We start from the raw sequence: 22003 nt of genomic DNA on the forward strand, positions 1-22003 counted from the left end.
TCCTTCGCTGACTTTGTTCAGCCGGGGCCTACGACCCCTAAGTGCAGCGAAAGTATGGGAAAGGGCTTTCCTCGTCAATACCCAAGCGCTCGAATGATCACATTCGATCAGGATCGGAACACGGACAGGTTCTGTTCCGCCTCAGCGGTGCCGCAGGAGGTGCGGATGTTGAGGGTGGGGAGGAGGCTCAGGTGCTGGATGGGGGTGGTGGGGGACTCGAGTTTGCGGAGCAGGAGGTCGCAGGCGGTTTCGCCGAGGGCTCGGCGGGGTGGGGAGATGGCGGTGAGGGGGACCACGGCCAGCGACGCGGTGACGTCGTTGTAGGCGATCACCGCCAGGTCCTCGGGGACGCGCAGGCCGAGTTCCATCGCGCGTTCGACCAGGCGGGCGCCATGTTCGTCGGAGTGCACCAGGACCGCGCGGCTGCCGAACGACTCGCATTCGGCGAGGAACGCGTCCAGCTGCGCGATCGCGCCGGGGTCGTCGCCGCGCATCGGCAGGTCGACCGGTGACAGGAACACGTCGACGCCGAGCGCCTGCGCGGCCGACTCGATCCCGCGACGCAGCCAGTACGCCGTGACCGTGGCCTGCAGGTTGATCGCGATCCGGCGGTGGCCGAGCGCCAGGAAGTGCCGCAGCGCCAGCATCGCGCCGTACGCGTGGTCGGTGCGGACGTGGTCGTACTCGCGGGCCGCGTGCGGGAAGCCGAACGCGCGCTCCATCAGCACCACGGGTACGTCGATGTCGTCGAGCCGGCTGTCCAGCCGGGCGGCGTCGCCGTCGCCGAGCGCGGTGCTGATCAGCAGTCCGGCGACGCCGATCCCGAGCACCTTGTCGAGCCGTTCACGCTCGGTGGTCACGTCGTACCCGGAGACGCCGAGCACCAGCCGCGCGCCATACCGGTCGGCGATCGCCTCGGCGCCGCGGATCACCTCGGAGTAGTACGACGTCGCGCTGGGAACGATGATCCCGATCGTCAGGCGGCTGCCGTGCGCGCCCTGGTCCGCGGTCCCGACGCCGATCGCGCCGCCGTGCACCCGGCGGAGTAGTCCGGCCGAGTCCAGTTCGGCCAGGTCGCGGCGTACTGTGATCGCGGAGACGCCCAGCTCGGCGACCAGGTCCGCCACCCGGAGCCGGCCGTGCCGGCGCAGGCTCCGCAGGATCAGCTCGTGGCGCTCCTGTGCAAGCATGTGATCCCCTGGTCTGTCCGTGATTGTTCGTGATCATACGATCAGGACCCGCCCGTACGGAACGAGGAGGCGATCGGTGGAGAAGGCCGGCCGGACGAGCACCGTGTTGGGAAAGCTGGCGGTCGTCGGCGACCTGTTGATGCTGCAGCTCGTGTTCGTCGTGATCAGCCTGGGCATCCTCACGCTCTTCCCGGCCGCGTTCGCGATGCAGCGGGTGGTGCCGGACGCGATCAGCCAGGAGAAGCCGAAGCTGCTGCGGCGGTTCTTCCAGGAGTTCGGCTGGGCGATGAAGCGGTTCTGGCTGCCCGCGTTCGGGCTGTGGGTCGGCGGCGTGATGCTGGCGTTCGGGATTTCGTTCTGGGCGTACGCCGACGGCCCGGTGCGGATCTTCGCGCTCGCGGTGCTGATTCCGCTGACCGGCATGATCCTAGGGCTCTATCTGAGCGGCCTGGCGATCCTGCCGGAGGCTCCGGAGACCGCCACGTTCAAGTCGCTGTTCCGGTCGGCCAACTTGTTCCTGTTGCGTCGGCCGCTGCCGGTGGCCGGCGGGGTCGTCGTACTGCTCACCTGGTTCGCGCTGGCATCGCAGCTGCCCACACTGCTCGTTGTCGGGTCCGGACTGGTGCCGGCGCTCACGGCGTACGCGCTGTCCCGGCCGCGGCGCGAAAAAACTTCTGAAGACGTGTCAATCTGAGTCCTCCTGGTTCGACGTAGAGGTGTAAGGCCACTACGACGGACTGCAAGGAGAACCGGAATGTACGCGACGACCGACACCCTGGCGACGACGCCGGCCGCGCAGGGCGGCCGCTCGCGCTGGCTGGCTCTGTACACCCTGTGCGCGGGCATGTTGATGATCGTGCTCGACGTGACCGTGGTGAACGTGGCCCTGCCGGCCATCCAGGACGACCTCGGCTTCACCAGCTCATCCCTCGCCTGGGTGGTGAACGCGTACCTGATCGCATTCGGCGGCCTCCTGCTGCTGGCCGGGCGGCTGGGCGATCTCCTCGGGCGGCGGAACGTCTTCACCGCCGGACTGATCGTTTTCACCGCCGCCTCCGTGCTGTGCGGTCTGGCCGGGTCCCAGGAGGTGCTGGTCATCGCCCGGTTCATCCAGGGCGTCGGCGGCGCGCTGACCTCCGCGGTCATCCTGGGCATGATCGTCACGCTGTTCCCCGAGCCGCGTGAGCAGGCCAAGGCGATCGGCATGTACGCGTTCGTCGCGTCGGCCGGCGGGTCGATCGGCCTGCTGGCGGGCGGCGTCCTGACGCAGGCGATCAGCTGGCACTGGATCTTCTTCGTGAACCTGCCGATCGGCGTGCTGACCGTCGTCCTGGCCGTGAAGCTGATCGAGAAGGACAAGGGCCTCGGCATCGGCAAGGGCACCGACGTACCGGGTGCGGTGCTGATCACCGCGGCGCTGATGGTCGGCGTGTTCACGATCGTGAAGCCGGCTGCCGAGCTGGGCTGGACCGCTCAGCGGACGCTGGTGCTGGCCGCGGTCACGCTGGTGCTGCTGGCCGGGTTCATCGTCCGCGAGGCGACCGCCGCGAACCCGCTGGTGCCGCTGCGGATCTTCCGCTCCCGCACGCTGACCGGTGCGAACCTGGTGCAGGCGCTGTCCGCGTCCGGCATGTTCGGCATCTTCTTCCTCGGCTCGCTGTACCTGCAGCGGGTGCTCGGGTACGACGCGCTGGAGATCGGTCTGGCCTTCCTGCCGACCACCGTGGTGATGGGGCTGCTGTCGGTGAAGTACTCGGAGAAGCTGGTGATGCGGTTCGGGCCGCGGCGCCCGCTGGTCGCCGGACTGTCGCTGATCGTGGTCGGGCTGGCGCTGTTCACGCAGGCGCCGGTCGGCGGCAACTACTTCGTTCACGTCCTGCCGGTGCTGGCGCTGCTGGGTCTGGGCGGCGGTATCTGCTTCCCGGCGCTGATGGGTCTGTCGATGTCCGACGTGAAGCCCGAGGACGCCGGCCTGGCCTCCGGTCTGATCGGCACCATGGGCGAGGTGGGCGCGGCCCTGGGCCTGGCCGTCCTGGCCACGCTGTCCGCCACCCGCACCGCGGCGGTCGCCGACACCAAGCCCACACTGGACGCCCTGACCGACGGCTACCACCTCTCCTTCGCCGTCGCCGCCGCCATCGTCGCCACCGCGGTCACCATCGCCGTCACGGTGATGCGCCCGGCAAAGCAGCAGACTGAGGCCGAGGACGACGTACTCCTCGAAGCAGCCTGACTCTTACTGCCCGAGCTCCCCGCGCCCATCGGGCCGCGGGGAGCTCGCTGCGCGCCGGCGGCGCCCGATCTGGCTGACGACCACGGAAACCAGCGCCAGCCCGACAGCCGCCAGCAGACTGGTCCGCCGGGGCAGGAAGTGGGCCAGGAGCGCGAAGCCGCCACAGGTCAGCAGCAGGGCCACGTACACCGAGGCCAGCACGGGGTGGGCCTCCATGCGGGCGGTCAACCGAGTGAAGCCCTGCGAGCTGATGCCTGCAGGCACCAGCATGCCGACCAAGAACGCAGCCAGCAGGATGTCTTCCAGACGGCGCGTGCTCACCGCCTGAACGGTCACTGCCACGAGTATCAGTGCGTTGATGACCCGGGCTGCTGCCCGCGGCGGTTCGAGACTGCGCTCGGCGTACTTGCTGAACTGCCCCATGTGTTCCCTCCTCGACGGGATGATCGCACGGGTTGTCCACAGGTGGGGGTGGGACGGGTTTCGGGGTGGGGGGTGGGATGGGGAAGGATATGGGACCTGACCGGGGCAGAATGCTCGGTGGTTGTCGGGCGTAGAGGGGAACGGACAGTGGTGGTGCAGTCGATCGAGCAGCGGATCGCCGAGGAGCTGGAGGTCGGTGAGAACCAGGTGCGGGCAGCGGTGGCGCTGCTGGACGAGGGGTCGACGGTCCCGTTCATCGCGCGGTACCGCAAAGAGGTCACCGGGATGCTGGACGATGCCCAGCTGCGCACCCTCGAGGAGCGCCTGCGGTATCTGCGGGAGCTCGAGGAGCGCCGGCAGACGGTGCTCGAGTCGATCGAGAGCCAGGGCAAGCTGGACGACGCGCTGAAGGCCGCGATCCTGGCGGCCGACACCAAGTCCCGGCTGGAGGACATCTACCTCCCGTTCAAGCCGAAGCGCCGGACCAAGGCGATGATCGCCCGGGAGAACGGCCTCGAGCCGCTCGCCGACGGGCTGATGGCCGACCCGGACGTCGAGCCGATCGCCGCGGCCGCGGTCTTCGTGAATGCCGAGGTCCCGGACCCGCAGGCGGCGCTCGACGGCGCCCGGGCGATCCTGGTCGAGCGGTTCGCCGAGGACGCCGACCTGATCGGCGCGCTGCGCGAGCGGCTCTGGGAGCAGGGCCGGCTGGCGTCCGCGGTCCGGGAGGGCAAGGAGACCGACGGCGCGAAGTTCTCGGACTACTTCGACTTCGACGAGCCGTTCACGAAGATGCCGTCGCACCGGATCCTCGCGCTGTTCCGCGGCGAGAAGGAGGACGTGCTGACGATCTCCGTCGAGCCGCTGCCCGCCGGCGTGGAGGTGGACGGCCCGACGGAGTACGAGACCACGATCGCCCGCAAGGTCGGCATCGAGAACCAGGGCCGCCCGGCCGACAAGTGGCTGGTCGAGACGGTCCGCTGGGCCTGGCGGACGAAGATCCTCGTGCACCTCGGCATCGACCTGCGGATGCGGCTGCGGCAGGTCGCCGAGGAGGAGGCGATCCGGGTGTTCGCGGCCAACCTGCGGGACCTGCTGCTGGCCGCCCCGGCCGGCACCCGCGCCACGATGGGCCTCGACCCGGGCTTCCGGACCGGCGTGAAGGTCGCCGTCGTGGACGCGACCGGCAAGGTCGTCAACACCGGCGTCATCTACCCGCACGTCCCGCAGAACCAGTGGGACAAGTCGATCGCCACGCTGGCCGCGCTCGCGGCCGCGCACGACGTCGAGCTGATTGCCATCGGCAACGGTACGGCGTCGCGCGAGACCGACAAGCTGGCGGCCGAGCTGATCGCCAAGCACCCGGAGCTCAAGCTCACCAAGGCGGTCGTGTCGGAGGCCGGCGCGTCGGTGTACTCGGCGTCCGCGTTCGCCTCCCAGGAGCTGCCCGGGATGGACGTCTCGCTGCGCGGCGCGGTCTCGATCGCGCGCCGCCTGCAGGACCCGCTGGCCGAGCTGGTGAAGATCGACCCGAAGTCGATCGGCGTCGGCCAGTACCAGCACGACCTCCCGGAGAACTCGCTGTCCCGCTCGCTCGACGCGGTCGTCGAGGACTGTGTGAACGCGGTCGGCGTCGACCTGAACACGGCGTCCGCGCCGCTGCTCACGCGGGTCTCCGGGATCACGCCCGGCCTGGCGGACAACATCGTCCAGCACCGGGACGTCAACGGGCCGTTCACGTCCCGGACGGCGCTGAAGGACGTGGCGCGGCTGGGGCCGAAGGCGTTCGAGCAGGCGGCCGGCTTCCTCCGGATCCCCGACGGCGACGACCCGCTCGACGCATCCAGCGTGCACCCGGAGTCGTACCCCGTCGTCCGCCGGATCCTGGACGCGACCGGCACCGACGTGAAGGCGCTGATCGGGTCCTCGGAGCTGAAGCGGCTGAAGGCGGCGGACTTCGTCGACGACATGTTCGGTCTGCCGACGGTGACCGACATCCTCGCCGAGCTGGAGAAGCCGGGCCGCGACCCGCGGCCGGCGTTCAAGACCGCCGTGTTCGCCGAGGGCGTGGACAAGATCGCGGACCTGAAGCCGGGGATGCGGCTGGAGGGCCAGGTCACGAACGTGGCCGCGTTCGGCGCGTTCATCGACATCGGTGTGCACCAGGACGGGCTGGCGCACGTGTCGGCGCTGTCGAAGAACTTCGTCAAGGATCCGCGCGAGGTGGTCAAGCCGGGCGACATCGTCACGGTGAAGGTGCTCGAGGTGGACATCCCGCGGCAGCGGATCTCGCTGACGCTGCGCCTGGACGACGAGATCGGCTCGGGCGGTCGTCAGGCCGGTGGCCAGGGCGGTCGCAGTCAGGGCGGCGCGCAGGGGCGCGGGCAAGGCGGCCAGGGCCGTGGTTCAGGTGGTCGCGGACCGGGCGGCCAGGGTCGTGGACCCGGCGGTCAGAGCGGCCGCGGCGGCTCGGGCGGTCAGGCCGGCCGGGGATCCGGCAATCGTGCCACCCCGACCGAGACCTCCATGGACGAGACCTCCCTGGCCGATGCCTTCCGCAAGGCAGGCTTCACCGTCCGCTGACCCGCCGCGCTTCGTCGAGTCGTGGGTTTTGGCTGTAGGAAAGAGCCAAAGTCCACGACTCGACATCTTGGGTGGCAGCCAAACGCCACGACTCGGTCCGTCACCCTTCGACCTCGTAGCCGGCGGCCTCCACCGCGGCCCGGATCGCCGCGGGTTCGACGGGCCGGTCGGTCGCCAGCGCAACCGTCCCGGTCGGCAGATCGATCTCGACCGACTCGACGCCGGGCACGGCCTCGAGTTCCTCGGTGACGAACCCGACGCAATGGCTGCAGGTCATCCCGAGCACCTTGAACGTCGTCATGCCGCGGTCACGTCCCTCGTGGCCTGCGTCGTCCGGCGCATCCGCCCGTCCGGGGCGAGCTCACCGAACAGGTACACCTCCGTCGCGATCGTCCGCCCGCGGCGCAGCTCCGCGTGGATCGTGAACCGCGCCGCCACCCGATCGCCGGCGCGGATCGCCTCGTGCACGTCGTACGAGAACGACACCAGGTTCTTCCGCACCGGTCGCAGGTGGTCGATCAGCCGCTGCCGGTCGAGCGTCACGCCGTCGGCGATCTGTTCGATGTCGGGCGTGTAGTACCGGTCCACGACCGCCGCCGCGTCACCGCCCTCCATCACCTCACGGGTGAACGACCCGAAGAAGTCCGCGACGAACTCTCGCGCGCTTAAATCTGACATGCCGTCAAAGATAAGCATTTCCGTTAACCTTGACAAGGTGTCAGAGAACAAGCCGGTACGACGCCGCCGCGCCGACGCGGACCGCAGCCGTGCGGCGATCCTCACCGCGGCCGTCGCCCTCCTGGACGAGCACCCCGACGCAAGCCTCGAACGCATCGCCGAGGCAGCCGATGTCACCCGGCAGACCGTCTACGCACACTTCTCGTCGCGCGGCGTCCTACTGGACGCCGTACTCGACCAACTCACCACCGAGACGCTGACGGCGATCGACGCGCTCGACCTCGACGAAGGACCGGCACTGACCACTGTGCTCCGTCTGATCGACGTGGCCTGGCGAGCTTTCGAGCAGCACCCGCTCCTGCTTCACGTGCCGCAGACGGTCACCGACGACGGCCGCCATGACCCGGTTACCGAGCGCCTCGAGCGCCTCATCCGCCGCGGTCAGCGCGCGGGTGAAATCACCCGCGACCTTCCCGCGCCCTGGCTGGTCACTGCACTGACAGCTCTCGGCCACGCAGCCGGCGCGTCAGCAGCCGCGGGCCGCCTTACCACGACAACCGCCCACAGAACCCTCCACACCACTCTCACCCGCCTGCTCCAACCCACCTGACCCCTCTCCACCCAGATTGGGGGGTGGGAAGGTCAGCGCAGGTCGGCGAGGTGACCGCCGGGGTCGCCGAGGTGGACGGCGGTGGCTCTGGGCGCGTAGCCGAGGCGGCGGTAGACGCGGTCTGCGCCGTCGTCGCCCGGAGTCAGCCAGGCCAGCGTCGCGCCGCCTAGTTCGTACGCCTTCAGCGTCGCGTACGCCGTGGCGATCCCGCCGAGGCCGCGCCGTCGGTGGGCGTGGATCGTGCCCACGCCGGCAACCTCGGTCACACCGTCGGCCACTGCGGTCCACGACGCGGTCGCGGCCGGTACGCCGTCGACGGTCACGAGGACTGCGCCGCCGTCTGCCGGGTCGGGCTTGAGCGCGAAGCCGGCGCCGTCCATCTCGTACGCCTCAGCCGCCACCGCGTTCGCCACCTTTTGGTCCTCGTCGGACGAGACGACCTTCACCGTGACGCCGGCCGACAACTCAGGTACGAGCAGGTCGTCGGGTTCGGCGACGAGCAGCGGGAGACGCGACACCAGCGTCATTCCGTTCGCCGCGAGCGCCTCGGCCAGGCCAGGGCTCGCCTCGTCGACGAGTTCGGCGCTCAGCCAGCGGTCCTCGGCGGCGAAGGCCTGCCGGATGACAGCCAGCGCGGGCGGGACCTCCTCGGGCGCGAAGGGCTGCCCGGGTTCGGCGGCGACCATCGTCGACAGGTACCACTCGTCCTGGTCGTGCAGCATCCCTACCAACGGCCCTGCGATGATCTGCCGCCGCGACCTCGCCAGCCCGTCCACCTGTGCCCGCGCGATCCGCGCCCCGATCTCCATGTCGCGGACCCTACGACGATCTCCTGGGGCTACGCGAGCCGGTTACGCGAGCAGCAGGAGGTCGAGCAGGCGGTTGAGGTCGGCGGCCGTCGGAGGACGACCCAGGAGCAGGGCGAGCGCGTCGAGAGTCGCGACCAGCTCGCGGCGCGTCGCTGCGCGAGATCTCCCGTTCGCGATGGCGGTGACGACCGCTTCGGCCCGGTCGGACGCGGCCAGCTGCTCGGCGGCACCCGAGGGCGCAGGCGATGGTTCTTCGTCGTCGATGCGCACCTCGAGCCGTGCGCCGAGGGCGGTCGCGAGGCGGTCCAGGGCGGCCAGGGTCGGGTTGCCGCGGCCGTTCTCGAGGTTCGCGATGTACGGCACGGACAGACCGGCGTCGACGGCCACCGACGCGATGGTCCGCCCGGCCGCCTTCCGACGGTCGCGCAGGACGTCACCAAGCTCCATGGAGCCTATCCTCACAGAACACTCTTGCCGATGTCTATCCCGACAAGATAGATTCCGGCGGCGTGAGGGACTTCCGGCGCCTCTGGCTCAGCGGCGCGATCTCCGGCATCGGGTCGTGGCTGCTGGCGGTCGCGATCCCCTTTCACGTCTTCGCGTTGACCGGATCCGCGGTCGCGACCGGTCTGACCTTGGCGTTGGAGGCCCTCCCGGCGCTCCTGATCGGCCCCTGGGCCGGCGTCCTGCTGGAACGCTGGAACCTGGCGCGGGCGATGTGGATCGCCGACCTGGTCAGCGCGGCGGCGGTCGGGCTCATCCTGACCGCTGATCACGGCCGCATCTGGCCGATCTACCTCGCGATCCTGCTCGAGAACACCGCGACGACGGTGTTCCGGCCGGCGGCCCGCGCGCTGCTCCCGGCGGTCGTCGGCACCGGCAAGGAGTTGGCCACCGCGAACGCGGTCAACGCCGCCACCGGCAGCGCGATCCGGCTGGCCGCGCCGCCGCTCGGCGCACTGCTGCTGGCCGGACCCGGTATCGAGTTCGTACTCGCCGTCGACATCGCCAGCTATTTGTTGTCTGCGGCAATCATCGCGACGGTCCGCACCCGCCGGCACAGCTGCACCGGCGAAGCGCCACGGCCGCTCGAAGGATTCAGGGCGACGATCGAGCACCGGGCACTGCGCGGCATCCTGATCGGCCAGACGACGTTCCTCACCGCCAACGCCGGCCTGACCGCGCTTCTCGTACCGTTCACCGTCGGCCGTCTGCATGCCCCCGGGTACGTCGTCGGCTACCTGATCTCCGGCCTCGGCGCCGGATACCTCCTCGGCGCCGCGCTGAGCACGAAGGCCGCCCGCCTGCTGGGAACCCGCGAACTCCTCGCCCTGACGCAACTCGCGACCGCCGCAGCCTTCTTCGCGCTCTTCAACGCCCCGAACGTCCCGATCGCGATCGTCGCCGCGGCCTTCATCGGCCTACCGGGCAGCATCCTGCTCATCACGGCGCAGACGACGATCCAGCGCGCCGCTCCACCGGAGGTCCTCGCGAGCGTCAGCGCGATCTTCTTCGCCGCCGACTCACTCGCACTGCTGATCGGAGCGTTGGCAGCACCCACGGTAACTCTCGTCCTCGGGCTGCCGCTGACCCTGAACGTCATCGCCGCCCTCGCGGTCGGCGCCGCGGCTGTCACGCCGGCCGTCGTACCGCGCCATCCGGCGCACCTGCTACCGGTACGTAAGCAGTCGCGCGCAAAGGGTTAGCAGGACGTCATAGATTTCTATCGCCGTCGAATAAAGGGCGGACGCCGAATCGTTATCTGCAAATACCTGCAGCCATTCTTGACATGCTTTCCGGCCGCCTCGACGATGCCGCGCAGAGGGCGCTGACCTGCAGGTTCGTAGGGTTTCCCTACTCTGCGTTAGGCCTCTGTAAAGGTCCCTACGGAAGTGTTCCGAAGGTCGGTGCCGGTGAGGTTTCTTTATCTCAACGCCGGACAAAGCCGTCCGGGGTGAGACCGAGACTGCCGAAGGAACCGCGATGACCGAGACGCTCGAGACCCCCGCAACGCACCGTCGGGTGCGGGTTTGGTTCGGCGCGAACCCGATCGCGGACCACACCGCCACGGCGGAGCAGGCAGCGCAGTACGAGGAAGCCATGCGCCGGCGCTTCGCGTCCCTCCGGGTGACGAGCGAGCCGGTGCTGGTGGACGCCGAGCGATGACCACCCGGCCGACGCTGCTCGGGTACGTACGGGCCGACGCGCTGAGCTGCGCGGAGGAGCTGGCCGCCGCGACCGATTCCCTGGTCGCCTTCGCCAGCGCCGAGGGGTTCACCCTCGGCACCGTCTACACCGAGCGCGATGCGGCCGAGTCGGCGGCGTTCCACGCACTGCTCGACGAGGTGAAGCGGTCCGAGGTGCACGCCGTCGTCGTACCGACCATGAACCACCTCGGGTTCGGCAGCCCCGGCGGCACTCCGGCGGCGATGCGGCAACACCTCGAGTTCCACCAGGCGCAGGTCTGGGCGGCCGACTCGAGATAACTCCACACAGGCAAGCGGAGCTGACGTCTTGACCCCTGCATCGGCGTCGGTTCCGCTCTCCACCTCCACAGCTGCACCGGGGATGCCCGGGCGGTAGTGGACCACCAAGGCCCCACCGGCTGCTACCGGTGGGGCCTTGCCGATGCCGGGGGTGGTTCAGGCGACGATCGTGTACCCGTACCGCTTCATCACGCCGGCCACGGCGGAGTTGAAGATCCCGGTGACGTCGAGCTTGAAATGCAGCTGCACCTTGCGGATCACCCGCTGGAAATGCAGGTGCCACGGCACGCCGGCCGGCGGCACCGTCTCGGCCTTCGTGATCGCGCCGACCCGGGGATGCGCCGCCCAGGCGATCACCCGGGCCCGGTCCGCGCCCCACACGCCGGTCATCGCGTCGTGCGTCCGCGCGTACTCCATCGCGGCCAGCGAGATCGTCGAGTCCGGCACCGGCTCCTTCGGCGGGTGCGCCTTCAGGTACAGCTCCCAGGTCATCCCGTAGTACCCGGGCGGCCCGTCGTCCTTCCCGCGGTTCGCCAGCCCGTTGAGCTTGCGGTGGTACTCCGCGACCTGGACGGCCGCACCCCGGGACAGGTCCTTGTCGCCGACCGCGATCGCGTGCACGTGGTACGGCCAGTTGCCCTGCGCCGGCGTCCGCAGCCAGGCGGCGAACCCGACCTGCCGCAACGCCTTCACCACCGCGACTCGCTGCGCGGCGCTCTTCGTCCGGACGTCGACGTCGACCGCGCCGCCGCCGTCGTGGGTACCGGCCGAGGCCTGCACGCCGCCGGCGTTGTACGAGCCCTGCAGGATCGCGAACTTCGAGTCGTACAGCCGCTCCGCGGCCTCGACCATCGCCACGGTCCGCCGGTTCACCGTGACACCGCGCCAGGAGATCCTTGCCTCAGGCACCTTTCTCACCCACCGCACCGAGGATCACGTCCGCGTCCTCGGCCGCGCCGAGCGCCTCCAGCTCGTCCAGCACGTCGTCGGTCAACTCGTCGTCGAACAGTTCCGGCATCGCCGTTCCTTCCCCCTGGCCGTCCGCACACCGACCCTGGGTGCGCGAAAATCGCCGCCAGCCTAAGCGGCTGTCAGGTCAGCTACTACCGGTGAAGGTTTGAGGAACGTCAAGTTTTCCGTCCGATACGCGTGCCGGAGTGTGTGCCGGGCGGCGATCTGGGGTACCTCTAGGTGGTCCCGCGGTTCGGTCAGTGCCATTCGGGCATGGGTGGTGTTCACCGAGCCGCGAGTTCTCCCACTGAGGGGCGGGAGAACGACCGGCCGGCGGGTGTGTCTCTCCCAGGACGCACCCGCCAGGCACGTCACAGCGCGGACGCGACGAACAGGTACCTGTTCAAGCTGAAGAAGTAGCTCTCGCCGAGACCACGCAGATCGTCCGCCCACGCTCGCGCCCCGTCCTGCGTCGGCGTGAAACCGGTCTTCACCGGTACGTCGGCCAGCGTCCGCGGCAGATGCGGATCGGCCCACATCATGGACCTCCGTCTCGCCGCTGGGGAGGCCATCTGGAAATCGAGGGGCATGCCGCGGGTTGCCCCGCTACGGTTCCGGGATGATCGAGCTCCCCCGGACGTTCCTCGACATGCCACGCTGGTGGACCGAAGGACAGGCCTGGCTGGAGTCGCTTCCGCGCGCCGTCGACGAGCAGTGCCGCCGCTGGAACCTCGCCGTCACGGGCCCGATCGCCCACGGCGGGAACGCGATCGTCGTACCGGTCGTGCGCGACGGCGGGGAGCTCGTACTGCGGATGTCACCGCCTGGTGACGAGGTGACGCAGCAGGCCTGGGCGCTGAGGTGGTGGGACGGCCGCGGCATGGTCCAGTTGTGGGACGACGACGCCGAGGCCGGAGCGATGCTGCTCGAGCGGCTGTCGACACCGCTGACGACGCGGCCGATCGACGAGGTGATCGCCGTGCTCGGCCAGTTGATGCGCAGACTCGCCGTACCCGGGCCGGAGGACGCGCTGTCGACCGCGGACATCGTGACGACCCGATCGGCCGAGCTGGAGCCGCAGTGGCAGCGGCTCGGGCGCCCGTTCGACGCCGCGATCCTGCGCGAGGCACTCGACGTCGCCCCGACCGAGACCACGTCCACCGCCGCGGTCAACGGCGACTTCCACTCCGGCCAGGTCCTCGCGGGACACCGGGAGGCGTGGCTGACCGTGGACCCCGTGCTCTACCGCGGCGACATCGAGTTCGACCTCGGCCGCGTGCTGTGGTGGGACCTGGACAGGATGACCGAGATCGTCCCGTACTTCGACATCGCTGTTCGTGAGGCGGGACTGCACCGGGATCGCGCCCGCGACTGGGTGTTCTGGCGGACCGTCGACTATTGGCTGTGGGGACTGCACGCCGGTCTCACCGAGGACCCGGTTCGCTGCGCGCGGCTGGTCACTGCGCTTTCCAGATGAAGCGGCTGCGCATCATCCGCGGAACGTCGCCGGCGTTCGGCGCGATCGAGTGCAGGATCCACGGATGGGTCAGGTACACGTCGCCGGCCTGACCGGTGAGCTCGACGACGCGGGCCGGCAGCCCTTCGATCTCGGTGGGCTCGAGGGGGTCGACCGTGCGCTGCTCGGAGGTCAGGTTGCGCAGCCACGGATCGGAGCGCAGCACCTGGTCGCGGACCGCCTTGAACTCGCGCTCGTCCGTCGTGGTCAGGAACCGCTCGATGATCCGGTGCGAGCCCGCGACCTGCGGAGTCCCGCCGCCGCCCGGCTCCAGATCCCCGAGCAGGGCCCAGATCTTGACTGCCTCCGTCGGCGTCTCGAACCCGACGTCGGTGTGCCACTGCCGATGCGGCACCGACCACGGAACGCCTTCCGGCATGGTGACCAGCACCTGGCCGGCGTGCTTCGGCTGGATCCACTCGCCGAGCAGCCCGTCGAGCGCCGAGCGCACCCTTGGACCGAGCACCGCGAGGGCCGCGCGGCTGGACTTGGTGGTCTTCAGGCCGGTCGGCCGCAACGGCGTCCAGGTGGCACGGTCGTCACGATCCATCCCGTGCCGCGCGGACAACTCGCTCCACAGCACGTCCCGCATGGCGGCGGCCTCGTCGGAAGTGAAGGCGGACGGGATCTTCACGATCCCGTCGCGCTCGAAAACGTCGTGCTCCTCAGCGGTGAGCATCCGTCCATGCTGCGCCGACCGCCGCGGGCCTTCCACCCAATTAACAGTCACCCACCGGCAGCTTGCCCTCCAGCAGGTACGCCGCGATCCGGTCTCGTGTGCAGGCGGAGTTGAAGTACGCCGTGTGCCGGCCGAGAGTCGGATGTGCCCGAAAGGTCAGTGCTCCGGGGCGAAGTCGTGGAAGCCGATCAGCTTCTGGATCTTCCCGTCGGCGTCGAGCACGACGATGTCGGTGCCGCCCGCGACCGGCTCCTGCCCGTCGGCCTGCAGATGCCAGGTCCAGCGCAGGTAACCGTGGTGCTCGTCGATGCCGCCGGTCCGGACGAACGACAGCCCCGGGAACATCTGCTGCGCGGCGCCGACCAGCTTGTTCAGCTCGTCGGGGCCGGTGGTCTCGAAGCTCGGGTCCTGGAAGGTCGCGTCCGCGGTCCAGCTGGCCGCGATCAGCTCGGCCCGGCGGTCGGCGTCGGCCGCGTTCCACATCGCGAAGTACTGGTCGGCGAGAGCGGTTGCGTTCATGGTGTTTCCTCCTCGGTTCGTGGTGATGACCAGAACTTTGCCGCCGCGCCCGGCGTACCGTCGATGACGTCGCAGGTAATGGAGCTGTCTACGCGAACCGCTACGGTCGGGGTATGGCAGCCACGATCGAGGAGACGTTCCAGCGCCCGGTGGGCGAGCTGCTGCGCGGCTGGCGGGAGCGCCGGCGGCTCAGCCAGCTCGAGCTCGCGAACCGGGTCGAGGTGTCCACGCGGCATGTGAGCTTCGTCGAGACCGGGCGGTCGCGACCGAGTCGCGAGATGGTGCTGCGGCTGGCCGAGCAACTCGACGTGCCGCTGCGGGACCGCAACCAACTGCTGCTGGCCGGCGGGTTCGCGCCCGTGTACAGCGAGGCGTCGCTGCACTCGCCGTCGATGCTCGCGATCCGGACGACGCTGCGCCGCCTGCTCGAGGCCCACGCGCCGTACCCGGCACTGGTCGTCGACCGCTGGTGGAACATCGTCGAGGCGAACGCCGGGATCGCGATCTTCACCGCGGACGTCGACGAGAAGTTGCTCCAGGCACCGATCAACGCGCTCCGGCTGACCCTGCACCCGGACGGCCTGGCGCGGCGGATCGCCAACCTCGCCGAGGTCCGCGCGGCCGCACTGGCGAGCCTGCAACGCCAGGCGGCCGGCACCGCGGACCCCGAGCTCCAGGACCTGTACGACGAGCTGCGCGGGTACGCCGTCCACGACAAGCCGGCGCCGCCCGCGCCGGCCGAGGTCGTCGTACCGTTCCAGCTCACGCACAACGGGCACGAGCTGTCGCTGCTCACCACCATCGCGACGTTCGGCACGCCGCTCGACGTCACGGTGTCGGAGCTGATGATCGAGTCGTTCTACCCCGCGGACCCGAAGACGGCCGACTATCTGAGGACGCTGTCATGAAGCCTGCCCGCGACGTCGCCGACACGATCGAGCTGCACCTGCAGTACCTCGACCGCTATCGCGGCATCATCGAGACGAAGCTGACCGGGATGAGCGATTCCGACCTGCACAGCAGTCGCCTGCCGTCGGGATGGACGCCGCTCGAGCTGCTGAAACACCTGATCTTCATGGAGCGGCGCTGGCTGCGCTGGGGATTCGTCGCCGAGCCGGTCGACCACCCGTGGGGTGACTCCGCGGACGATCCGGACGGCCCGTGGACACTCGGGCCCGGCGACACGCTCCCAGGACTGCTGGCCGAGCTGCACGCGGGCGGCGAGTTCACCCGGAGCGTGGTGGCCGGCGTCGATCCGGCGACGGTCGCGTCGGCCGGCGGCCGTTTCGGGACCGACGACCGGCCGACGCTGAACTGGATCCTCTTCCACGTACTGCAGGAGTACGCCCGGCACGCGGGCCACCTGGACGTGGCCCGCGAGCTGAGCGATGGCGCCACCGGCGAGTAGGGCTGCGTGACCCACTCGCCGGTGGCTGGTCCCTACCGGTTTGAGGAGGGGTGACCGGTGGGGAACGTCGTCGGGAAGCTCGGCGTGGGGATGCTGGGCTTCGTCGTCGGGAACGTCGGCATCGTGGTCGGTACCGAGGGCTTGTTCGGCAGCGTCGGCTGGGCGGTCTGCTGCGTGCCCGGGTCGACCGTCACCTTCACGCCGCCGGAGACCGTGACCGTCGGCAGGGACGGAGCGGTCGGCTTGCCGGTCGGCTTGCCCGGCACGTTCGGCAGCGTCGGCTTCGGCGCCGTCGGCTTCTCGGTCGGTACGCCGTCGACGCAGTCCGGCAGCGTCGGCTTCGGGACCGGCTTGGCGGACGGAACCGCGGTCGGCAGGCTCGGCTTGGCCGTCGGCAGGGTGGGCTTGCCCGGCAGCGTCGGCTTGGCCGTCGGCACGGTCGGCAGCGTCGGCAGGGTCGGCTTCGACGGCAGGCTCGGCTTCGTCGTCGGAAGTGACGGCTTGGCGGTCGGCAGGGTCGGCTTGGCGGTCGGGAGCGACGGCTTCGCCGTCGGCCAGCTCGGCTTCGTGGTCGGGATGCTCGGCTTACCCGTCGGCAAGCTCGGCGTCGTACTCGGCAGGCTCGGCTTGCCCGGAAGGCTCGGCTTCACGGGCAGCGTCGGCTTCGCAGTCGGCAGGCTCGGCTTGGCCGGCAGCGTCGGCTTCTGCGGGTTGTTCGGGTCGATGGTCTTGTTCACCGAGACCACGACCTGCGGCAGCTGCGGCTTCTGCGGCAGGCAGGTCGGGTCCACCGACGGCACCTTCGGGGTCTCGGTCGGAACCACCGCCGGCACCGGCGGCTTGCCGCCCCCGGCCAGCAGGTTCTTGACCGGCGCCGGGCCACCGACCGCGGCGGACACCGTCGCGACGGTCCCGGCCAGTGCGGTCACACCGGCGGCGGCCAGCCCCCGGCGTACCCAGGCCAGCCGCTTGCCGCGCCGCATCAGGTCGGCGGTGTCCGGCTGCCACGGCTCCATCTCGTACGTGAGCGCGTCGTGTACCCGCTGCTCGTCACTCATCAGTTTCCTCCAACTCCGCTGTCGATCAGGTCGGGTGCCAGACGCAACTTGGCCAGGGCCCGGGAGGCCGTGCTTTTCACGGTCCCGGCCGCCATGCCGAGCAGCTCGGCGGTCTCGGCCTCGGAGAGATCCTGCGAGTAACGCAGCGCGACCACGGCTCTCTCCCGGACGGTCAGACCGTCGAGGGCCGAGAGCACGGCCTCTCTGGTCTGAACCGCCCCGGCGAAGTCCGCCACCGCTCGCTGGTCCCAATCGTTCTGCACCGGATCACTGGGTACTTCGTTGTTCCAGTGCCGGCGGGCCTGGGAGAGGAATCGGTTGACCAGCACGCGCCGGACGTACCGCAACGGGTCGCCGGTCAGCTTGTGCCACTTCGGGTAGGACCGCATCAACGCTTGCTGCACCAGGTCCTCGGCGGTGTGCCGATCGCCGCACAACATCTCCGCGAAGCGGAGCAAGGGTGTCGACTGCGCCACGACGAAGCGCTCGAAGTCGGCGTCCGCGGTCCGGGTCATCGATTCTCCTCAGCCTCTGTCACAACGATCCAGACCCGCTGGGTGATCGAACAGGTTCTGTTCCGTCACGAGAAATTTATTCACGGGCTATGCAGAAGAGGTGTTTGTGAGTCACATTGGGTGCACAAGCCTTCACCGCCCCGGAGGTTCCGCCCATGCGTATCACCCGCTCCACCGCGCTCACCGCCTGTCTGGCGCTGACCGCCGCGATCTTTACCGCGACCTTGCCCAGCACCGCCGCCACCCCGGATCCGGTCGCGATCGCGGCCCAGCCGCTGGCCGGATCCAGCAACGTGAAGGTCGAGGGCAGCCGGATCATCCTCGGCGACGCCCCGGCCGCGATCGGCTCGACCGAGATCAGGCAACGCTCCGGCCTGGCCGAGCTCGCCCCGGTCCGGTTCGGCGCCCCCACGTCCGCCGTGGTCATCGGCTACACCTCCGGTACGCCGGACGGTTCGTCGGCCGAGGTCGACGTACGGTCGTGGGCCGGCAACAGGTGGTCGGAGTGGACCGCCGCCAAGGCCGGTACGCCGACCGTGCTGCCGGCGGCGAGCGACCAGGTCCAGGTCCGCATCATCGTCAGCGCTCCCTCGACCGGCGCCGCGCCGTGGGTCGGCGACGTGACCGTGCAACCCACCGACACGACCGCGGCGCCGCGGATGACGATCCAGGCGGCACCGCTCAAGTCGCACGTCTTCGCCACCCGCGAAGGCCTGGTCGGCGGTACGACGGCCAACGGTCACGTGATCGTGAGCCGGGACCACTTCGTCGCCCTGCCGTCACGACGCGGGCTGTCCAGCGCCGGATCCGGCACGTACTCGGTGAAGGTCTGCACCGCGACCCGCTGCGCCTTCGAGCCGGTGTGGGACGTCGGCCCGTGGAACACCAAGGACGACTACTGGAACCCGAGCGCGACCCGAGAGATGTGGAAGGACCTGCCGCAGGGCAAGCCCGAGGCGCAGGCGGCGTACCAGAACGGCTACAACGGCGGGAAGGACCAGTTCGGCCGGACCGTCGCCAACCCGGCGGGGATCGACCTCGCGGACGGCGTGTTCTGGGACGCACTCAAGCTCGCCGACAACTCGTGGGTCGACGTCACCTATCTGTGGACCGGCGACGGTGGCCGCGGCACCGTGTCGATCTCGTCCGGCTACCTGAACGTGCGCAACGCCCCGAACTCCTCCGGCGCGGTCGTCGGGATGGCGGGCAAGTCGGCGCAGGTCACCGTCGAGTGCCAGACGACCGGTGAGAGCGTCACCGGCTCGCAGGGCACGAGCAACGTGTGGCTTCGGGTCAACGCCGGCATGTACGTGGCGAAGGCGTGGGTCTCGGCCGGCGCTTTCGGCGCCTGCTGAACCTCCACCACTCACCAACTGACATAAACGTCAGGGCCGCACGCTCAGCGAGCGTGCGGCCGTGCAGTTGATGAGTGCTGGAGGTCCGCTACTTGCCGGCCGGGAAGGCCGTCGGCAGTTGGGCCGAGGTCGGCGCGCAACTCGGCGACGGAACCGCACGAGTGGGCGACACCGTCGGCGGAAGGCTCGGCGTAGGGACCGGACGACGGGTCGGCGTCGCACTCGGCGGAGGCGTCGGTGTGGCGATCGCGCGGCGCGTCGGGGTAGCGACGGGGCCGCGTGTCGGGGTGGTGACCGGGCCGCGGGTCGGGGTCGCTGACGGTGGCAGCGAGGGGGTGGGAACCGGTCGGCAGGTCGGCATCGCGGTCGGTGGGAGAGTGGGGCGCGCGGACGGTGCGCGGGTCGGGGTGGCGATCGCGCTGGGGGTCGCGCGGGACGCCGGTTCCTGCGACGCCGACCGGGTCGGCGTCGCCGCGGGACCGCCTTGGGCCGCGGTGTCCGCGTTCGAGCCACCGCTGCGCGCCATCGCCGTTCCGGCGACCGCGATCCCGACGACGGCCGCGGACGCGATCGCGCCCACCAACACCCGGGTCGTCCGCCGCTTCCGGCCTGCCTCGTTCATTGTTGCCCTCCGCACCTAAGTGATGTTCGGTCGGGCTGAAGGACGCACCCGGGCAACGAAAAGGTTCTGCCCGGTTCAGTCCGGCGTCCGCGTCGGCGGAGTCGACGGCGTAGCCTGCCGCAGCGGCATCGTACGGTCACCGCGCGGCCCCGGCGGCGTACTCGACGTCGGCACGCTCGTCGGCCGCACCGTCCGCCGAGCCGGAAATGTCGGCGTCGCGCTGGGCGGTGGCGTCGGTCGCACCGAAGGCGTACGAACCGGCGTCCGAATACTCGGCTGCACCGGCACGGCCGGACCGGGGCCCGCCGGCTGCGGTACGTCGGCCCGCGGCAGCCCGGCGACCACCGTCACGGCGACCACCCCGGCGACCGCGGCCGAAGCGGCGGCAGCGGCGACCCGGCCCCGGACCCGTCGGCGTCGCGCGCCGGCGATCACCCGCGCCGGATCGAGCGGAGCGATCGTGTCGTCGGGCGCCAAGGCTGCCCGGAGTTGTTCGTCGTTCATGCCCGCTCCCCCACACCGCTCAGCTCGGGCGCGGCCCGCAGCTTGTCCAGGGCTCGCGCGTTCGCGCTCTTCACCGTCCCGATCGCCACCCCGAGAACCGCGGCCGTCTCCCGTTCGGTCAGGTCCTCGAGGTATCGCAGTACGACGACCGCCCGCTCGCGCCGGCTCAGCGTGGCGAGCGCGGCCCCCACCGCGACCCGCCGATGGACGCCGCCGCTCGGATCGGCGTCCGCCTCGAGGAGCAGCTCGAGCTCGGTCGTGTCACCGCTCGGCCGCTCGCGCCACGGCCGTCGCCGTACCCACGACAGGTGCTGGTTGACGACCGCCTGCCGGACGTACGCGAACGGGTCGGCCATCTCGATCCGGTCCCAGCGCAGGTACGCCTTCTCCAGCGCGGTCTGCACCAGGTCCTCGGCGAGGCCGGCATCACCGCAGAGCACCCGCGCGAAGTGCACCAGGCGCGCGGATCTGGCCAGCACGAATGCCGTGAAGTCGTCGTCACGACTCCCCGTGGCCGTCATCTGTGCTCCGTCCTGCCGTCCTCACCTCACAGGACGCTGGGCAGGAGCCAAAGGTTCTGTCTGGTCCACGAATTGTGCGGTCGCGGTCAGCCGGGGCAGCGGGACGATGTCCGCGGCCAGCCGGACCCGGTTGCGCCCGGCGGCCTTCGCGGCGTACATCGCGCGGTCGGCGCGCAGCAGCAGGTCGTCGACGGTCGTCCCGTCGGCCGGGTACACCGCGACGCCGATGCTGACGGTCAGGTGGAAGGTGTCCGGGTCCAGGTCCGGGTCGTCCAGGACGCCGGCGCACATCGCGGCCAGCGGGCTGTTGGCGACCGCGTTGCGGAGCCGGTCGGCGGTCACCGTCGCCTCGTCGAGCCCGGTGTCGGGGAGCGCGATCACGAACTCCTCGCCGCCGAACCGGCCGATCACGTCCTTGGCCCGGATCGCGCTGCGCAGGATCGTCGCGACCGCGCGCAGCGCCTCGTCGCCGACCAGGTGGCCGTGCCGGTCGTTGACCTGTTTGAAGTGGTCGATGTCGATCAGCAGCACCGCCATCGGCTCGTGCTGGTTCCGCGAGGTGCGCAGCATGTGCTCGGTCCGGCGCCGCCACCAGTCGACCCGGGTCAGGCTGGTCTTCGGGTCGGTCTGGGCCTCGGTCTCCAACTGGCCGAGGAGCAGGGCGCGTTGCGCGGTCAGCGTGACCGGGATCGCGACGAACGCGAACCACGGGCTGATCAGGCAGGCCGCCGCGAGCAGGCAGCCGAAGGTGGCGGCGGTCGCGTCGGTGCACAGGTCGTCCAGGCCGCCGACCGTCTCTTGCCGGTTGCTGCCCGGGATGATCAGCGAGATCGCGAGCCCGCACAGCAAGGTGTCGGTCACGACGTACGCGAAAGCGCCGCCGGTCATCGCGACGACCAGGCCGAGGCCGCTGTCGCCGGTCAGCCCCCGGGCCGAGACGAAGACCGCGTGCGCGGCGCCGACCGCGAGGACGTGCACGGCGGTCGAGAAGGCCCATCGGTACGGGATGCACTTGCCGGCCCGGATCCGCCACCAGATCCGCAGCAGCACCGCGACCAGGATCGCCAGCGCCGGGTGCAGGATCACCGACGCGGCGATCATCCACGCCGGGGAGAGGTCCTTGTGCAACGCGCCACCGCGCCGCCGGCGACTCTCCACCCGGCGAGCGCCTTCGACCGAGATCAGCGCCGAGACGGTCAGCGCGAACACGACGTCGAGACCACGCCAGCTCGGCACCTCGGTGAACGCGCGCACGCCGTACCCGATCGCGGCCAGGTCGACGAGCACCACGACGGCGAACGCCGGGACCGTCAGGGTCCAGAGCGCCCAGGTACGCATCGCCC

At 70.3% G+C, this 22003-nt stretch carries 27 protein-coding genes; 12 read left to right on the forward strand and 15 right to left on the reverse strand.

Annotation, left to right across the window (positions count from 1 at the left end; translation table 11 throughout):
* Nucleotides 1-107 precede the first annotated feature (107 nt).
* Nucleotides 108-1190 carry a substrate-binding domain-containing protein gene (locus AB0I12_RS38265; RefSeq protein WP_359939914.1) on the reverse strand — a complete coding sequence of 361 codons (1083 nt, stop codon included), beginning with the start codon at nucleotides 1188-1190 and terminating at the stop codon, nucleotides 108-110.
* Between the two features lie 76 nt (nucleotides 1191-1266).
* On the opposite strand from AB0I12_RS38265, the gene AB0I12_RS38270 reads away from it, so the two are divergent.
* A complete protein-coding gene (locus AB0I12_RS38270) occupies nucleotides 1267-1884 on the forward strand; it encodes a DUF624 domain-containing protein (protein WP_359939917.1) in 618 nt (205 codons plus the stop codon).
* Between the two features lie 60 nt (nucleotides 1885-1944).
* A complete protein-coding gene (locus AB0I12_RS38275) occupies nucleotides 1945-3423 on the forward strand; it encodes a DHA2 family efflux MFS transporter permease subunit (RefSeq protein ID WP_359939920.1) in 1479 nt (492 codons plus the stop codon).
* A gap of 3 nt (nucleotides 3424-3426) precedes the next feature.
* Here AB0I12_RS38275 and AB0I12_RS38280 read toward each other — a convergent pair whose 3' ends face one another.
* The gene (locus tag AB0I12_RS38280; protein WP_359939923.1) at nucleotides 3427-3846 is read right to left on the reverse strand and encodes a hypothetical protein; all 420 of its coding nucleotides are present in this window, start codon (nucleotides 3844-3846) and stop codon (nucleotides 3427-3429) included.
* Between the two features lie 153 nt (nucleotides 3847-3999).
* Between AB0I12_RS38280 and AB0I12_RS38285 the strand changes: the two genes are divergently transcribed.
* Nucleotides 4000-6429, forward strand: coding sequence for a Tex family protein (locus AB0I12_RS38285; protein ID WP_359939926.1), 2430 nt, complete (start codon nucleotides 4000-4002; stop codon nucleotides 6427-6429).
* Nucleotides 6430-6529: 100 nt separating this feature from the next.
* On the opposite strand, the gene AB0I12_RS38290 is transcribed toward AB0I12_RS38285, so the two are convergent.
* Together AB0I12_RS38290 and AB0I12_RS38295 are read right to left on the reverse strand one after the other, a co-directional pair.
* Entirely contained in the window at nucleotides 6530-6730 is a 201-nt protein-coding gene (locus AB0I12_RS38290; protein WP_359939929.1) for a cation transporter, read from the reverse strand.
* Nucleotides 6727-7107, reverse strand: a complete 381-nt coding sequence (locus tag AB0I12_RS38295) for a nuclear transport factor 2 family protein (protein WP_359939932.1) — start codon at nucleotides 7105-7107, stop codon at nucleotides 6727-6729. Before AB0I12_RS38295 ends, AB0I12_RS38290 begins: the two co-directional genes overlap by 4 nt.
* Nucleotides 7108-7144: 37 nt before the next feature.
* Between AB0I12_RS38295 and AB0I12_RS38300 the strand changes: the two genes are divergently transcribed.
* On the forward strand, nucleotides 7145-7717 hold the full coding sequence (locus AB0I12_RS38300; RefSeq protein ID WP_359939935.1) for a TetR/AcrR family transcriptional regulator: 573 nt from the start codon (nucleotides 7145-7147) through the stop codon (nucleotides 7715-7717).
* 32 nt (nucleotides 7718-7749) lie between these two features.
* On the opposite strand, the gene AB0I12_RS38305 is transcribed toward AB0I12_RS38300, so the two are convergent.
* Entirely contained in the window at nucleotides 7750-8526 is a 777-nt protein-coding gene (locus AB0I12_RS38305; RefSeq protein WP_359939938.1) for a GNAT family N-acetyltransferase, read from the reverse strand.
* Nucleotides 8527-8568: 42 nt separating this feature from the next.
* Nucleotides 8569-8973 (reverse strand): helix-turn-helix transcriptional regulator, encoded by a 405-nt coding sequence (locus tag AB0I12_RS38310; protein WP_359939941.1) that lies wholly within the window; start codon nucleotides 8971-8973, stop codon nucleotides 8569-8571.
* 62 nt (nucleotides 8974-9035) lie between these two features.
* On the opposite strand from AB0I12_RS38310, the gene AB0I12_RS38315 reads away from it, so the two are divergent.
* The 3 genes from AB0I12_RS38315 (at nucleotide 9036) to AB0I12_RS38325 (ending at nucleotide 11012) form a co-directional block, all read left to right on the forward strand.
* Nucleotides 9036-10232, forward strand: coding sequence for an MFS transporter (locus tag AB0I12_RS38315; RefSeq protein WP_359939944.1), 1197 nt, complete (start codon nucleotides 9036-9038; stop codon nucleotides 10230-10232).
* A 277-nt stretch (nucleotides 10233-10509) separates the two neighbouring features.
* Nucleotides 10510-10692 (forward strand): hypothetical protein, encoded by a 183-nt coding sequence (locus AB0I12_RS38320; RefSeq protein ID WP_359939947.1) that lies wholly within the window; start codon nucleotides 10510-10512, stop codon nucleotides 10690-10692.
* Complete coding sequence (locus AB0I12_RS38325; RefSeq protein WP_359939950.1) at nucleotides 10689-11012, forward strand: hypothetical protein; 324 nt, start codon at nucleotides 10689-10691, stop codon at nucleotides 11010-11012. The genes AB0I12_RS38320 and AB0I12_RS38325 overlap by 4 nt, the downstream gene beginning before the upstream one ends.
* Nucleotides 11013-11168: 156 nt before the next feature.
* Here the strand turns inward: AB0I12_RS38325 and AB0I12_RS38330 are convergent, their stop codons facing one another.
* Nucleotides 11169-11921, reverse strand: a complete 753-nt coding sequence (locus AB0I12_RS38330; RefSeq protein WP_359939953.1) for a hypothetical protein — start codon at nucleotides 11919-11921, stop codon at nucleotides 11169-11171.
* A gap of 413 nt (nucleotides 11922-12334) precedes the next feature.
* On the reverse strand, nucleotides 12335-12505 hold the full coding sequence (locus AB0I12_RS38335; protein WP_359939956.1) for a hypothetical protein: 171 nt from the start codon (nucleotides 12503-12505) through the stop codon (nucleotides 12335-12337).
* Between the two features lie 77 nt (nucleotides 12506-12582).
* Here AB0I12_RS38335 and AB0I12_RS38340 point away from each other — a divergent pair, with 77 nt between their 5' ends.
* Nucleotides 12583-13440, forward strand: a complete 858-nt coding sequence (locus AB0I12_RS38340) for an aminoglycoside phosphotransferase family protein (protein ID WP_359939959.1) — start codon at nucleotides 12583-12585, stop codon at nucleotides 13438-13440.
* On the opposite strand, the gene AB0I12_RS38345 is transcribed toward AB0I12_RS38340, so the two are convergent.
* Nucleotides 13421-14158 carry a phytanoyl-CoA dioxygenase family protein gene (locus tag AB0I12_RS38345; RefSeq protein ID WP_359939962.1) on the reverse strand — a complete coding sequence of 246 codons (738 nt, stop codon included), beginning with the start codon at nucleotides 14156-14158 and terminating at the stop codon, nucleotides 13421-13423. The genes AB0I12_RS38340 and AB0I12_RS38345 overlap by 20 nt on opposite strands.
* Before the next feature lie 156 nt (nucleotides 14159-14314).
* Nucleotides 14315-14677, reverse strand: a complete 363-nt coding sequence (locus tag AB0I12_RS38350) for a nuclear transport factor 2 family protein (RefSeq protein WP_359939965.1) — start codon at nucleotides 14675-14677, stop codon at nucleotides 14315-14317.
* Nucleotides 14678-14790: 113 nt separating this feature from the next.
* Here AB0I12_RS38350 and AB0I12_RS38355 point away from each other — a divergent pair, with 113 nt between their 5' ends.
* Together AB0I12_RS38355 and AB0I12_RS38360 are read left to right on the forward strand one after the other, a co-directional pair.
* On the forward strand, nucleotides 14791-15585 hold the full coding sequence (locus AB0I12_RS38355; protein ID WP_359939968.1) for a helix-turn-helix transcriptional regulator: 795 nt from the start codon (nucleotides 14791-14793) through the stop codon (nucleotides 15583-15585).
* Entirely contained in the window at nucleotides 15582-16085 is a 504-nt protein-coding gene (locus tag AB0I12_RS38360; RefSeq protein WP_359939971.1) for a DinB family protein, read from the forward strand. Before AB0I12_RS38355 ends, AB0I12_RS38360 begins: the two co-directional genes overlap by 4 nt.
* Before the next feature lie 32 nt (nucleotides 16086-16117).
* Here AB0I12_RS38360 and AB0I12_RS38365 read toward each other — a convergent pair whose 3' ends face one another.
* Nucleotides 16118-17143: a hypothetical protein gene (locus tag AB0I12_RS38365; protein WP_359939974.1), complete on the reverse strand. Its 1026-nt coding sequence runs from the start codon at nucleotides 17141-17143 to the stop codon at nucleotides 16118-16120.
* Entirely contained in the window at nucleotides 17143-17658 is a 516-nt protein-coding gene (locus AB0I12_RS38370) for a SigE family RNA polymerase sigma factor (RefSeq protein ID WP_355475199.1), read from the reverse strand. Before AB0I12_RS38370 ends, AB0I12_RS38365 begins: the two co-directional genes overlap by 1 nt.
* A gap of 155 nt (nucleotides 17659-17813) precedes the next feature.
* Here AB0I12_RS38370 and AB0I12_RS38375 point away from each other — a divergent pair, with 155 nt between their 5' ends.
* Together AB0I12_RS38375 and AB0I12_RS38380 are read left to right on the forward strand one after the other, a co-directional pair.
* Entirely contained in the window at nucleotides 17814-19013 is a 1200-nt protein-coding gene (locus tag AB0I12_RS38375; RefSeq protein ID WP_359939977.1) for a hypothetical protein, read from the forward strand.
* A 74-nt stretch (nucleotides 19014-19087) separates the two neighbouring features.
* The gene (locus tag AB0I12_RS38380) at nucleotides 19088-19654 is read left to right on the forward strand and encodes a hypothetical protein (protein ID WP_359939980.1); all 567 of its coding nucleotides are present in this window, start codon (nucleotides 19088-19090) and stop codon (nucleotides 19652-19654) included.
* 56 nt (nucleotides 19655-19710) lie between these two features.
* Here the strand turns inward: AB0I12_RS38380 and AB0I12_RS38385 are convergent, their stop codons facing one another.
* Genes AB0I12_RS38385 through AB0I12_RS38395 form a run of 3 tightly spaced genes read right to left on the reverse strand, consistent with a single transcriptional unit; the run spans nucleotide 19711 to nucleotide 21998 of the window.
* Complete coding sequence (locus AB0I12_RS38385) at nucleotides 19711-20139, reverse strand: hypothetical protein (protein WP_359939983.1); 429 nt, start codon at nucleotides 20137-20139, stop codon at nucleotides 19711-19713.
* Complete coding sequence (locus AB0I12_RS38390) at nucleotides 20136-20660, reverse strand: SigE family RNA polymerase sigma factor (protein ID WP_355692947.1); 525 nt, start codon at nucleotides 20658-20660, stop codon at nucleotides 20136-20138. Before AB0I12_RS38390 ends, AB0I12_RS38385 begins: the two co-directional genes overlap by 4 nt.
* A 21-nt stretch (nucleotides 20661-20681) precedes the next feature.
* Nucleotides 20682-21998 carry a GGDEF domain-containing protein gene (locus AB0I12_RS38395; protein WP_359939986.1) on the reverse strand — a complete coding sequence of 439 codons (1317 nt, stop codon included), beginning with the start codon at nucleotides 21996-21998 and terminating at the stop codon, nucleotides 20682-20684.
* Between the last annotated feature and the right edge of the window lie 5 nt (nucleotides 21999-22003).

It is taken from the genome of Kribbella sp. NPDC050459 (assembly GCF_040655315.1).
Lineage (GTDB): Bacteria > Actinomycetota > Actinomycetes > Propionibacteriales > Kribbellaceae > Kribbella.